The 13,504-nt window shown below is 36.0% G+C and carries 14 protein-coding genes; 10 read left to right on the forward strand and 4 right to left on the reverse strand.

Annotated features, from left to right (window positions below; all coding sequences use genetic code 11):
- Positions 1 to 4 precede the first annotated feature (4 nt).
- The 3 genes from cobT to cobC are packed head-to-tail and all read left to right on the forward strand — an operon-like array spanning position 5 to position 2,350.
- Entirely contained in the window at positions 5 to 1,018 is a 1,014-nt protein-coding gene (cobT, locus tag E5D58_RS10715; protein ID WP_136481863.1) for a nicotinate-nucleotide--dimethylbenzimidazole phosphoribosyltransferase, read from the forward strand.
- Positions 1,019 to 1,022: 4 nt separating this feature from the next.
- Positions 1,023 to 1,787, forward strand: coding sequence for an adenosylcobinamide-GDP ribazoletransferase (locus E5D58_RS10720; protein ID WP_136481864.1), 765 nt, complete (start codon positions 1,023 to 1,025; stop codon positions 1,785 to 1,787).
- Entirely contained in the window at positions 1,772 to 2,350 is a 579-nt protein-coding gene (gene cobC, locus E5D58_RS10725; protein WP_136481865.1) for an alpha-ribazole phosphatase, read from the forward strand. The genes E5D58_RS10720 and cobC overlap by 16 nt, the downstream gene beginning before the upstream one ends.
- Here the strand turns inward: cobC and E5D58_RS10730 are convergent.
- Positions 2,328 to 2,978, reverse strand: a complete 651-nt coding sequence (locus E5D58_RS10730) for a Dph6-related ATP pyrophosphatase (protein WP_136481866.1) — start codon at positions 2,976 to 2,978, stop codon at positions 2,328 to 2,330. The two genes, cobC and E5D58_RS10730, sit on opposite strands and share 23 nt — an antisense overlap.
- Before the next feature lie 85 nt (positions 2,979 to 3,063).
- Between E5D58_RS10730 and E5D58_RS10735 the strand changes: the two genes are divergently transcribed.
- The 6 genes from E5D58_RS10735 (at position 3,064) to E5D58_RS10760 (ending at position 8,447) form a co-directional block, all read left to right on the forward strand.
- Positions 3,064 to 4,203, forward strand: coding sequence for an ABC transporter substrate-binding protein (locus E5D58_RS10735; RefSeq protein WP_136481867.1), 1,140 nt, complete (start codon positions 3,064 to 3,066; stop codon positions 4,201 to 4,203).
- A complete protein-coding gene (locus tag E5D58_RS10740; RefSeq protein ID WP_136481868.1) occupies positions 4,204 to 5,232 on the forward strand; it encodes a FecCD family ABC transporter permease in 1,029 nt (342 codons plus the stop codon).
- Positions 5,232 to 6,026 (forward strand): ABC transporter ATP-binding protein, encoded by a 795-nt coding sequence (locus E5D58_RS10745; RefSeq protein WP_136481869.1) that lies wholly within the window; start codon positions 5,232 to 5,234, stop codon positions 6,024 to 6,026. The genes E5D58_RS10740 and E5D58_RS10745 overlap by 1 nt, the downstream gene beginning before the upstream one ends.
- Positions 6,027 to 6,123: 97 nt before the next feature.
- Positions 6,124 to 7,512, forward strand: coding sequence for a DNA recombination protein RmuC (gene rmuC / locus E5D58_RS10750; protein WP_136481870.1), 1,389 nt, complete (start codon positions 6,124 to 6,126; stop codon positions 7,510 to 7,512).
- Positions 7,513 to 7,535: 23 nt separating this feature from the next.
- A complete protein-coding gene (locus tag E5D58_RS10755; protein ID WP_136481871.1) occupies positions 7,536 to 7,895 on the forward strand; it encodes a 6-phosphogluconate dehydrogenase in 360 nt (119 codons plus the stop codon).
- A 15-nt stretch (positions 7,896 to 7,910) separates the two neighbouring features.
- Positions 7,911 to 8,447: an acyl-CoA thioesterase gene (locus E5D58_RS10760; protein WP_136481872.1), complete on the forward strand. Its 537-nt coding sequence runs from the start codon at positions 7,911 to 7,913 to the stop codon at positions 8,445 to 8,447.
- A gap of 36 nt (positions 8,448 to 8,483) precedes the next feature.
- On the opposite strand, the gene carB is transcribed toward E5D58_RS10760, so the two are convergent.
- Both carB and rpmH read right to left on the reverse strand, forming a co-directional pair.
- Positions 8,484 to 11,339 carry a carbamoyl-phosphate synthase large subunit gene (gene carB / locus E5D58_RS10765; RefSeq protein ID WP_136481873.1) on the reverse strand — a complete coding sequence of 952 codons (2,856 nt, stop codon included), beginning with the start codon at positions 11,337 to 11,339 and terminating at the stop codon, positions 8,484 to 8,486.
- A 114-nt stretch (positions 11,340 to 11,453) separates the two neighbouring features.
- Positions 11,454 to 11,615, reverse strand: coding sequence for a 50S ribosomal protein L34 (gene rpmH / locus E5D58_RS10770; RefSeq protein WP_027878648.1), 162 nt, complete (start codon positions 11,613 to 11,615; stop codon positions 11,454 to 11,456).
- Between the two features lie 295 nt (positions 11,616 to 11,910).
- Here rpmH and E5D58_RS10775 point away from each other — a divergent pair, with 295 nt between their 5' ends.
- Complete coding sequence (locus tag E5D58_RS10775; RefSeq protein ID WP_136481874.1) at positions 11,911 to 12,486, forward strand: DUF2892 domain-containing protein; 576 nt, start codon at positions 11,911 to 11,913, stop codon at positions 12,484 to 12,486.
- A gap of 73 nt (positions 12,487 to 12,559) precedes the next feature.
- Here E5D58_RS10775 and E5D58_RS10780 read toward each other — a convergent pair whose 3' ends face one another.
- Positions 12,560 to 13,489 (reverse strand): lytic transglycosylase domain-containing protein, encoded by a 930-nt coding sequence (locus E5D58_RS10780; RefSeq protein ID WP_136481875.1) that lies wholly within the window; start codon positions 13,487 to 13,489, stop codon positions 12,560 to 12,562.
- Positions 13,490 to 13,504: the final 15 nt, after the last annotated feature.

The raw sequence follows: 13,504 nt of genomic DNA on the forward strand, positions 1-13,504 counted from the left end.
ATTTATGACCTCAACTTTAAAAAAACAACTTCGAGACAAGATAGATTCTAAAACTAAGCCTTTAGGTGCTCTTGGCGATTTAGAAGCGTTGGCATTACAAATAGGACTTATTCAAGAAACTACATCTCCCGAAATTAAAAAGCCGCATATTGTGGTTTTTGCTGCCGATCATGGCATTACTGAAAAAGGTGAAGTCAATCCGTTTCCTCAAGAAGTTACAGCTCAAATGGTATATAATTTTGTTAATGGTGGTGCGGCTATTAACGTGTTTAGTAAAACCAACGACATTACCTTAAAAGTAGTAGATGCGGGTGTTAACCATAAATTTGAATCGGGTTTAGATATTATTAATACTAAAATTGACTTCGGAACCAAAAACTACCAAGATCAACCAGCCATGTCAACAGAACAATGTGATTTGGCATTCCAACATGCACAAGACATCGTAGCAAAAATTCATAAATCAGGATGCAACACCATTGGTTTTGGGGAAATGGGCATCGGAAACACCTCGTCGGCAGCGCTTTTAATGGCACATTTCATCAACTTACCTATTGAAGCCTGTGTAGGTTCTGGTACCGGCCTAAACCAAGAAGGCATAGCGAAAAAAGCAAAGGTACTGTCTGAAGTTTTTAAAACCCATAAACCACAATCCCCAAAAGCAGCTTTAGCTACTTTTGGTGGTTTTGAAATCGCTATGATTTGTGGCGCCATTCTTAAAGCTCAGAAATTAAAAATGACCGTTGTTATTGACGGTTTTATTGTAACTTCAGCATTATTAGTTGCTCAAGCTATTGATAAAAATGTATTGGAAAATTGTGTGTTTGCCCACCATTCAAATGAACAGGGGCATCAAAAAATGCTTGAATTTCTTAATGCTAAACCCTTGCTAAATTTAGGGTTGCGCTTAGGTGAAGGCACAGGTGCTGCATTAACCATTCCGTTGTTGCGCGCTGCTGTAGATTTTTTAAACCATATGGCTAGTTTTTCCAGTGCCGGCGTAAGTACAGAATCCTAAGAAAATGATTAAAAAAGAAATTCAAATATTCCTTACCGCTGTTATGTTTTTCACCCGTATTCCTTGTCCCAAATGGGTAAATCATGAGCCTGAATTTTTAGAGAAAAGCTCAAAATATTTTTCACTCGTAGGTATGGTTGTTGGTGCTATTGGAGCACTTGTTTTTATTGTATCACAATTTATATTTTCAATAGAACTATCTGTTATACTAAGTATGGTAGCCACTATTTATGCTACTGGTGCCTTTCATGAAGATGGATTTGCCGATGTTTGTGATGGTCTAGGAGGCGGTTGGACTAAAGAACGTATTCTGCTCATTATGAAAGATTCTAGGTTAGGCACTTATGGCGCTGTTGGTCTAGGGTTAATTTTGGGCACGAAATACTTAGCCTTGGTGGAAATGCCTGAATTTTACCTACCATTAATTATTATCTCTGGGCATAGCCTGAGCCGGTTTATAGCCACCACGCTCATTTTCACACATCCTTATGTACGCGACACTGAAGACAGCAAAGCCAAACCTGCCGCCAAAACCATGAGTTGGTATTCGTTATTGATAAGTGCCTTGTTTGGCGTTTTGCCACTAGTGTTCTTTCAACGGCCTCTTGTTTTTTTGGTGATTATTCCATGTTATCTATCTAAAATGTTTTTAGCTGCAAAATTCAAAAAATGGTTAGGAGGTCAAACTGGTGATTGTGCAGGAGCCACACAGCAACTATCGGAAGTGATTTTCTATCTTTCTTTACTGGCGCTATGGACCTTTATTTAATCAGACATACCACGCCAAACATTGAGAAGGGCATTTGTTATGGGCAAACAGATTTAGATTTAGTTGAAAACTATCTAGAAGAATTCAAGTTGGTTCATGAATCCCTGACTATTAATGATGAGTTTCAGGTGTATTCAAGTCCATTAAAACGTTGCATGATGTTGGCCAATTCATTTGGTAAAACTGTAATCACCGATGAACGTTTAAAGGAATTAAATTTCGGAAGTTGGGAGATGACACTTTGGGATAAAATTCCCGAACATGAATTAACACCATGGATGAATGATTTTGTAAATATCAAGGTTCCTTCTGGAGAGTCATACCTTGATTTAGCTGAAAGAGTTCAGCAGTTTTTCAACCAAATACATAAAACACATCATGATGCAACCTGCATAATAATTACGCATGCGGGCCCAATGCGAGCCTTATTAGCTAATCTCTTAAATCTTTCATTAGAAGATTCTTTCAAAATAAAAATTGATTATGGTGCGGTGTTTAAAATTTCAAAAACTACAGCTGGTTACCGCATTACCCCTGAAATTAACCTTCAAGAACCAAGCTAGCAAAATTATAGTTACTTGACTGTTCCGTTGCATCAACACTTACATTAATGCGATGTTTAAAAAACGGTGCATTAACCACTAAGGTATGAAACTCGCCGTTTTCACCACAAGCATCAATCCCCCTATCTTCTAAAGTTTGAACCAAATCTTCGGTTATTGTTTTTCCAAGAAAATCGGGTCCTAATTCATTGTTGCAAGAAACAACCATCGCTTCAATACCGGCTTCAATCATTTCTATAACAAAATTTCTGCGGTTGCCTTGCCATAATGGCAAAACAGCTTGTAAGTTTGCTGCCTTTGATACTTTTTCTTCCCATGCACGGTGAGATTCAATATCAATATCACCAAAAACGGCATGACTAATCGAGTATTTGTTGGCGATAGTTTTTAAATTAGATATGTATTTGGCTTCGTAATCAGCCCAAGTACTGCTAAAAAAATGAATCGGTAAATCTAAAGCGTTGGCTTGTGCCTTCAAAATGGCTTTGGGGATACCATGAGATCTGGACCTATCTCCAAATTCGTTCATAACATTGAGTAAGACTTTCGGTGCATAGCCTTGATTTATCGCTTTAAAAAAGGCGTAACTACTGTCTTTTCCGCCACTCCAAGAACACAAAAAATTCATTTTCCCTACTTTTATTCGCCAAAAATAACCTTATGTACGCGGTATTACAAAAAAAATAATGACCTTTGAAATTCAATAATGTTGTATGCAAAAAACCCTATTACTTCTAGTTTTATTAGTTTTTACTATCGCCTGTAAAACGGACAAAAAGCAAAATCTTGAATCAAATAAAACGGTTTTAAAAAAAGAAACGCTTAAGTATGCCAAGGGATTTTCTATTACGCATTATGACACTCACAAAGAGATTGTTGTCACTTCACCATGGCCCAATAGTTTAGATACACTTCATTATATTCTGGTCAATAAAGGCAGCACCTTTCAGTCCCAAAAACCAGTTGACGCGATGGTTGAATGCCCTGTAGATCGCTCGGTGGTGATGTCTACAACAAACATACCGGCTTTAGAATATCTTGGCATTGACCAAACCTTAGTTGGCTTTCCAGGAACACATTATATTTCCTCTGAAAAAACAAGAAACCATATTGAAAATGGAAAAATAAAAGATTTGAACAGCGATCTTGAAATTAACATGGAATTGCTACTGGACTTAAATCCAGAATTAGTGATTGGTTATACGGTAAATGGAATGACCAAGTCACTTGATCAAATTAAAAAATTTGGAATTCCGCTAGTTCTTGATGGAGCTTGGACAGAACAGCACCCATTAGGAAGAGCAGAATGGATAAAATTTGTTGCTGCTTTTTTTAATCAAGAACAAAAAGCGGACAGTATTTTCAACCAGATAGAACGCAATTATTTAGAAGCGAAACAGTTGGTTTCAAAAACAAAAACTAAGCCGGTAATTTTTTCAGGTTCCATGTTTAAAGATGTTTGGCACGTACCTGGAGGCCAAAGTTTTATAGCGCAATATTTTGAAGACGCTAGCACCCATTATCTTTGGAAAGACGACGATAGCACTGGAAGTTTACAGTTTAATTTTGAAAATATTTTAGAAAAAGCGGATGAAGCCGATATTTGGATTGGTGCAGGTTCATTTGAAAATAAAAGTCAAATGCTTGAACAAAGCGAAGTCTATTCTTATTTTAAACCCTTTAAAAACAATGTGGTTTATAGTTACACCAAAAATATTGGTCCCAACGGTGGCTTATTGTATTATGAATTAGGTTCATTGCGTCCAGACCTAATTTTAAAAGATATCATTTACATTGCACACCCCGAGGTGTTACCAAATTACGAAACCTTCTTTTTTAAACCGATAGAATAATTGCCAAACAAAAACTCATACAAATACGCGTTTTTAGCACTGCTGATATTATTGGTAATTTGCTTTTTCATCAACATAAGTTTAGGCTCAATTTCTATTCCCAATTCAACTATAATCCAGAGTTTTTTTGGCGAATTAGAACATAATTCCTGGCAATACATTATCATGGATTACAGGCTGCCAAAAGCCATAACTGCCATAATTGTAGGCTCTGGCTTGGGCATATCGGGTCTCATGATGCAGACCCTATTTAGAAATCCGTTAGCCGGCCCCTTTGTGTTGGGTATCACATCAGGTGCCAGCCTCGGTGTGGCCCTTATCACCATGGGAACGTCTCTATTTGGGAGCACCTTAATCTTATTATTGGGCTCAAAATGGAGCATGGTTTTGGGTGCAACCTTCGGAAGTTTTTTAGTGCTGTTTACGGTACTTATTGTATCATTGAAAGTAAGAGACGCCATGGCTATTTTAATTATTGGATTGATGTTCGGAAGTATTTCGGCTGCGGTGGTTAGTATTTTATCTTATTTTAGTTCGGCGGCTGAATTGCAACAATATGTGTTTTGGGGCTTTGGAAGCTTAGGCAATTTAACTTGGCCAGAATTATCAATTTTATCAAGTATTTACACCCTAGGAATCCTACTAAGCGTGTTTAGTATAAAAAGCTTAAACTCCCTGTTACTAGGTGAAAACTATGCCAAAAGCTTAGGTTTAAACATTAAACGCGGACGCATCATCATCATCATAGCTACCAGTTTTTTAGCAGGCAGTATCACGGCTTTTACAGGACCAATTGCTTTTGTTGGCCTAGCTATTCCGCATTTAACAAGACAAGTATTTAATACTTCGAACCATAAAATACTGTTGCCAGCGGTGTTTATATTAGGCGCCATCATCATGCTAATTTGTGATAGTATTGCTCAACTTCCATCGAGCGAATTAACGCTTCCTATAAATGCCATCACCTCTTTAATTGGAGCTCCTGTGGTTATTTGGCTCCTAGTAAGAAAACGAAAAATGATGTTTTAATGAATAAGGCTGAAAAACAACATATCGTAAAAACAGAAGGTTTGTCTATTGGTTACCGCTCAAAAAAAGGATCAACGGTAATAGCTGAGCATATCAATATTTCACTATTTTCAGGTGAATTGGTTGGACTTATAGGTGCGAATGGTATCGGGAAATCCACACTATTACGAACGCTAACTAAAGTACAGCCCAAACTAAAAGGTAGCATTCAAATAAATGAAAAGTCTTTAAAGCAATATACCAATTTAGAACTTGCCAAGGTGTTAAGTTTGGTTTTAACAGAACCTGTTGTATCTAAAAACTTAACGGTATTTGAACTCGTAGCACTTGGTAGACAACCTTACACCAATTGGATTGGAAACCTTTCCAGTAAGGACCTTCAAATAGTAGAACAAGCCATAGTGCAAATAAACATTCAAGACCTAAAAGATAAGATGTGTTACGAATTGAGTGATGGCCAATTACAAAAAGTTATGATTGCTCGTGCCCTTGCTCAAGATACCGATTTAATTATTCTGGATGAGCCTACAACCCATTTGGATATGTATCATAAAGCCTACATTTTGAAACTGCTTCAACAGTTAGCAAGAGACACTAATAAAACCATCTTATTTTCATCGCATGAAATAGATTTAGCCATTCAGTTGTGTGATAAACTAATCGTAATGACTCCTAATGAGGTGGTTTCAGACACACCTTGCAACCTTATTTCTTCTGGCACTTTTGAAAATTTGTTTCCCAAAGATTTAATAGCTTTTGATGAGGAAACGGGAAGTTTTAGGGTGAAAAAATAAGGATTTTAAAAAACGGTTTTTAAATCATGAATCTTATTTACCGACATTATCAAGTTCAATGTAAAAAAATTATATTTGAATATATTTCAACCTTTAAATGGAAAACAGCCTAATTCTTATTCTTGCTATTATTATTTCTGCCAGCATTGGTGGTTATTTAGGTATGCTTATTTCTAAATTAAAAAGCAAAAGTGAAAACAGCACGTTAGAAGAACGAAATAATAATTTAACCATACAACTATCTAGTTTAAAAACGTCTTTTGAAAGCGAAGCGCAAAGACAAAGTGAAGTTTTTAAATCTCAGCTTGATGAACTTAGAAGCACAATTGAAAAGCTAGAAAAAGAACGAGAAGGCATTCGTAGAGAGAAAGAGTTTCTTAATGCTGAACTTGCAAGAAAAAATACGGAATACGATAATCTCAATCAAAAAAACCTCGAACAAAAACAAGAAGTTGAGCAACTCCAAGAAAAATTCACGAAAGAATTTGAAAACTTGGCAAACAAGATTCTTGAAGAAAAGTCTAATAAATTTACCGAGCAAAATAGAGAAAATATTAAAAATATATTAAGTCCGTTACAAGAAAAAATACAAGGTTTTGAGAAAAAAGTTGAAGCTTCTCAAAAAGAAAGTATCAGCATGCACTCAGCCTTAAAAGAACAATTACTTGGGCTGAAAGACTTAAATCAGCAAATGACAAAAGAAGCCACCAACCTTACACGAGCACTTAAAGGAGATAGCAAAATGCAAGGAAACTGGGGCGAATTGGTGCTTGAGCGGGTGCTAGAAAAATCTGGATTGGAAAAAGACAGAGAGTACTATGTGCAGCAAAGTTTTATGCTAGAAGACGGCACTAGAGTTTTACCAGATGTCGTGTTACATCTTCCAGATGGAAAAAAAATGATTATTGACAGTAAGGTCTCACTAACAGATTATGAGCGCTTGGTGAATGCTAAAGAAGATGAACGTCCAAACTTTTTAAAAGCACATATTAATTCAATTAAAAAACACGTTGACCAATTATCAGAAAAGAACTATCAAGATTTATACGATATCGAGTCGCCAGATTTTGTTTTAATGTTTATTCCCATAGAACCTGCATTTGCCATTGTTGTTAATGAAGATAACACCATTTATAACAAAGCCTTTGAGAAAAATATTGTTATTGTAACACCCTCTACATTACTAGCCACCTTGCGTACCATTGATACCATGTGGAACAATGAAAAACAACAACGCAATGCTATTGAAATTGCGAGACAGGCCGGAGCGCTTTACGATAAGTTTGATGGTCTGGTAAAAGATCTTACAGGTGTTGGCAAAAAAATTGACGCAGCAAAAAGCGATTATTCTGCTGCCATGAATAAACTGGTTGAAGGAAGAGGCAATTTAGTTACCAGCGTTGAAAAACTAAAAAAAATGGGAGCGAAAGCCAAAAAGTCGCTTCCTGAAGCAATTATTAAACGTGCCGAAGAAGACACCATTTAAACTCATAACATAAACCTAATATCATGAAAATTTTAACTAAAATTATTATTGGCCTTATTATTATATTCATTGGGTATTTCTGCTTTCTATATTTTGCCCGTTATAGTGAAGGGGTTAGAGCTGGAGAGTTGGTTAAATTTAGTAGTAAAGGGGTTATTATAAAAACGTGGGAAGGCGAAATTAGTCAAGGCGTATCAGATTCGCAGTTTTTTAAATTCTCGGTAGAAGACAGTGAAAATCAGGTTATTGAGGATCTAAACAATTTACAAGGCTATTACGTTAAGCTTCACTATTTTGAACGATACAAGCATTTATTTTGGTTAGGAGACACCAAATATTTTATCACGAAGGTTGAAAAGACCGATAGAAAACTAAATAAATAACAATCATAACAACACATGTTTAAACACGCCAAAGAATCTCGAGTAGAAATCACAGAACTTATGCTTCCATCCCACTCTAATTTTCGTGGAAAAATTCATGGTGGGCATATTTTAAATCTTATGGACCAAATTGCCTTTGCTTGTGCTTCTAAACATTCCAATCATTATTGCGTCACTGCATCGGTAAATCGAGTTGACTTTTTAAACCCTATAGAAGTAGGCGAACTAGTTACCCTTAAAGCTTCTGTTAATTACACTGGTAGAACCTCCATGGTTATTGGTTTAAGAGTAGAATCAGAAAATATACGAACAGGCAAAGTAAAACATTGTAACTCTTCCTATTTTACCATGGTTGCCAAAGCAGAAAACGGAAAAAACGCAACCGTGCCAGGACTTATTTTAGATAATGAGCAAAGCATACGACGCTTTGCTAGAAGTATTGCAAGACAAGAACAGGCTAAAAAACGTTCAACTAAGTTTAAGGCTTCAGAATTTAAAATGGAGGAGCATATAGAACTTATTAGAACCCAAAATGCAAAAATAGAACTATAAAAAAACCGCTTTTAAAAAGCGGTTTTTTTATTCTTACTATTTACTTAAATACATTTTTCGTCTTGAGTATAAATCGTAAAATTCATCGTCCTTCAAGCTATCTATAAATAAGATACTTTCTCCTGTACTCTTCATTTCAGGTCCTAAACGTTTATCTACATTAGGGAATTTATTAAAAGAGAATACTGGTTGTTTAATAGCATAACCTTCTAATCTTGGATTGAAATTAAAATCAGTTACCTTTTTCTCGCCTAGCATCACTTTAGTGGCATAATTTACGTAAGGTTCTTTATATGCTTTTGCAATAAAAGGCACCGTTCTTGAAGCTCTTGGATTCGCTTCAATTATGTAAACCGTATCATCTTTAATAGCAAACTGGATATTAATTAACCCAACAGTATTTAAGGATCTTGCAATGGTATGCGTATGATCGACAATTTGTTGCATCACCAAATCACCTAGGTTAAATGCAGGTAATGTAGCATTGGAGTCTCCTGAATGTACCCCACAAGGTTCAATATGCTCCATAATACCAATAATGTAAACATTACCATCGGCATCGCAAATCGCATCAGCTTCCGCTTCAATAGCACCATCTAAATAATGATCTAATAACAGCTTATTGTTAGGTATTTTCCTAAGCAAATCAACAACATGCTCAACTAATTCTTCCTTATTGATTACAATTTTCATGCCTTGTCCACCTAATACATAGGAAGGTCTTACAAGAATTGGGAAATCTAATTGATCTGCAAGCGCTAAAGCTTCATCGGCATTTTCAGCAACTCCAAATTCTGGATACGGAATATTATTTTCCTTTAATAATTTTGAAAAACTACCTCTATCTTCAGCTAAATCAAGCGATTCAAAACTAGTTCCTATAATCTTTATTCCGTATTTGGTTAATTTCTCCGCTAACTTAAGAGCGGTTTGCCCACCAAGTTGCACAATAACGCCTTCTGGTTTTTCATGACGGATAATATCGTATATATGCTCCCAGAACACAGGCTCAAAATACAGTTTATCAGCGGTATCAAAATCAGTTGAAACGGTTTCTGGATTACAGTTAATCATAATGGTTTCATAACCACATTCTGCAGCTGCTAAAACTCCATGAACACAACAATAATCGAACTCAATACCCTGACCAATTCTATTTGGTCCAGAACCTAAAACTACAATCTTCTTCTTGTCTGTAACCACACTTTCATTATGCGTATAGGTTTCTCCCGAAGCTGTTTCCACGACATTCTCAAAAGTAGAATAGTAATATGGTGTTTTAGCGGTAAACTCAGCGGCACAAGTATCCACTAACTTAAATACACGTTGAATATTAAACTCTTCACGTTTGTTATACACCTGGCTCTCTAAACATCCGAGCATATGAGCAATCTGGCGATCACCATAACCTTTTTGCTTCGCTTCTAATAATAAATCTCGCTCTAAGGTATCAATAGTGTAGGTTGAAATTTCTTTTTCTAACTGGAACAATTCCTCGTACTGCTTTAAATACCACATATCTATTTTTGTGATATCGTAAATCTGGCTTAAAGGAATCCCCATGGCAATGGCATCATAAATCACAAAAACTCGATCCCAACTGGCATGTGTTAATTTCTCAATAATTTGATTGTAATCGTTATAACCTTTACCATCGGCACCTAAGCCGTTTCTTTTAATCTCTAATGACTGTGTTGCCTTATGCAGTGCTTCTTGGAAAGAACGCCCAATTCCCATTACCTCACCTACAGCTTTCATTTGTAAACCAAGGGTACGATCAGAACCCTCAAACTTATCAAAGTTCCAACGCGGTATTTTTACAATCACGTAATCAAGCGTAGGTTCGAATAACGCCGAAGTAGATTTAGTAATCTGATTATCAAGCTCATCTAAAGTATAACCAATAGCCAATTTGGTAGCTATTTTCGCAATAGGATATCCAGTGGCTTTACTTGCCAATGCTGAAGAACGCGATACACGAGGGTTAATTTCAATGGCTATAATATCTTCTATTTCATCTGGACTTACTGCGAATTGCACGTTACAACCACCTTCAAAATCGCCAATACTACGCATCATTTTAATAGCCATATCGCGCATTTTCTGATACGTGGTATCGCTTAATGTCATGGCCGGTGCCACGGTAATAGAGTCACCTGTGTGAATTCCCATAGGGTCCATGTTCTCTATAGAACAAATAATTACTACATTATCATTTTTGTCACGCAGTAACTCCAACTCGTACTCCTTCCACCCCATCATGGCTTTATCAATCATTACTTCATGGATCGGAGAAATCTCTAAACCACGACGCAATAATTTATCAAAATCTTCTTCTTCATATACAATAGCAGCTCCAGCACCACCTAAGGTAAATGACGAACGTATACATAAAGGAAAACCAAATTCTTGAGCAATTTCTTTTCCTTTTAAGAAAGACGTTGCTGTGGCTTGAGGTGCCATATCTACACCTATTCTCCCCATTAACTCTCTAAACTGTTCCCTATCTTCGGTAATATTAATGGCATTAATATCAACACCTATTAATTCTACTCCAAAATCTTCCCAGATTCCTTTTTCATCAGCCTCAATACATAAATTTAATGCTGTTTGCCCGCCCATAGTGGGCAGTACTGCGTCAATTTGAGGATGTTCTTTTAAAATTTTAATAATCGACTTTGTATTTAAAGGCAATAGGTAAACATGATCGGCCATAGAAGGGTCGGTCATGATTGTTGCAGGATTAGAATTGATCAAAATAGTTTCAATTCCATCTTCTCTAAGCGACCTTAAAGACTGCGAACCTGAATAATCAAACTCACATGCTTGACCTATTACTATAGGTCCTGAGCCAATAATTAGTATCGATTTAAGTTTTGGATTTTTCGGCATTTTACTGGATATAATATGTTGTCTTTTAATTTTTTACAAAAATAGCAATCAGGAGATATAAAAAAAGGCGCTACACTTAAGTAACACCTTTATATTATCAACAATTGTTAATCATTATTTTTTATGTCTAGTTTCAGATGATACAGACAATTTTTTTCTTCCTTTGGCTCTTCTACGAGCTAATACCTTTCTACCATTAGCAGAAGCCATTCTTTCTCTGAAACCATGTTTGTTTCTTCTCTTTCTTTTAGAAGGCTGAAATGTTCTTTTACTCATTGTCTTATATCTTTAAATCTGAAATGTAATTTTAAATAGAGGTTTCCTAAAAACCGAGGGCAAATATACGAAGCCTTTACAACTTTGCAAATCATTTTTGTAAAATATTTAAAATATTTTTTTCATCTATCAAAAACTTATTAAGTCCCTTTATTTATTTAGGATAAGAGCCACTTTTGTTAAAAACCATTACATGGGTTTTCACAAAAATTTAGTTTCTTTGCAGTCACAAATTTGTAAATACGGCCAGACAGGATGGTATTTGCAGATAATAATGATTCCTAAAATAAAAACTATGTTCAATAAAGTCATAAAATTAATTATTGCCGTCGGCATCTTAGCTTACGCGGTTTATCAATTTACAGAAGGTAATATAGGAAATGGCATTGCCTTAATATTACTAGCTTCTGTATTTGTTTTCTTATACTTTAAAAATGAATTCATACTCCTTGCGTTTTTAAAGTTGAGAAAACAAGATTTTGATGGTGCTAAAAAGTGGTTGGATAAAATTAAAAATCCAGAAGCTGCACTTGTAAAAAAACAACAGGGGTACTACAACTATTTACACGGCATCATGGTTTCTCAGAGCAATATGAACGAAGCCGAGAAATTTTTCAAAAAAGCCATAAGTCTTGGCTTATCTATGGATCATGATTTAGCTATGGCCAAACTAAATTTAGCGGGGATTGCGTTTTCTAAACGCAGAAAGCAAGAGGCTCAAAAATTACTCACTGAAGCCACTAAATTAGACAAGCAAGGCATACTGACCGATCAAATTAAAATGATGAAACAAAACATGAAGCGATCGGCTGGTCCTAACCAACACTATGGGGCTGGTGGATCTTTAAGAGCACAAAAGCGTAGAGGATAAAAGATATACTTGTCAAGTCAAAAAAAGGTTAGAGCCAAAAGCTCTAACCTTTTTTTTTAGCCTATTGTAAGCCTTATCTAGTTACATCGTAATGCCCTTCTTTTGGAATTTCAATAAGGTATTGCTTTCTAGATTTATTATTTAAATGCGGCTCTCTTAACCATGGATTATGTATTTTGAGTATCTTATAGTTTATCCCAAACTTTTCGGCAAATTTAGAAAAGTCATGAACTGCCGTATCTACCTCCACTTGAAAGGTAGGTACATTGGTGTACAAATCCTTGTCTCTAAAATTAAACCCGTATTTAGATGGATTGGATAAGATTTCTTTTAGAGCCACAATTCTAAATAGGTATCTACCCGTTTCCTCTCCCAAGAGTAAATCGTAATAAGTTGAAACTCCTTGCTCTTTTAAACGTCTAGAAATCCCAGCTCTACCCGCATTATAAGAAGCGGCTGCTAAGGTCCAAGACCCTAATTTCTCCTTGGCACCAATTAGATATTTACAAGCTACCTCGGTAGCTTTTTCCAAATTATAGCGTTCGTCCACATTTTTATTTACCTCCAATCCATTTTCTCTTCCTGTGGTGGGCATAATTTGCCACACCCCTCTCGCTCCGGCAGGAGACACGGCGTTGGTAAGACCGCTTTCAATAACTGCTAAATATTTAAAATCATCTGGCACACCATGTTCTTTTAGAATCGGCTCAATAATCGGAAAATACTTCTTGGCACGCTTAAACATTAGCAATCCATTTGACTGCCAATACGTGTTTACTAGCAATTCCCGATCCATACGCTCATAAATATCTGGATTTTGCAAAGGTAGCGGCTCCCCTGCGAAACTCAAATCACTAGGCACTTGAAGCGCATAAACGTTATAATCGTTAATTAACTTTTTTTCAAAATTCTCATCTGTAGGCGCATCTTGGAGGGCATAAATAAACAACATACATAAACTTAATAATCCCACCAAAGCCAGACCTCTTTCTATAATTTTCATGACTAAATTAAGTTT

This window comes from Cognatitamlana onchidii, from assembly GCF_004804355.1.
In the GTDB taxonomy this organism is placed as follows: domain Bacteria; phylum Bacteroidota; class Bacteroidia; order Flavobacteriales; family Flavobacteriaceae; genus Cognatitamlana; species Cognatitamlana onchidii.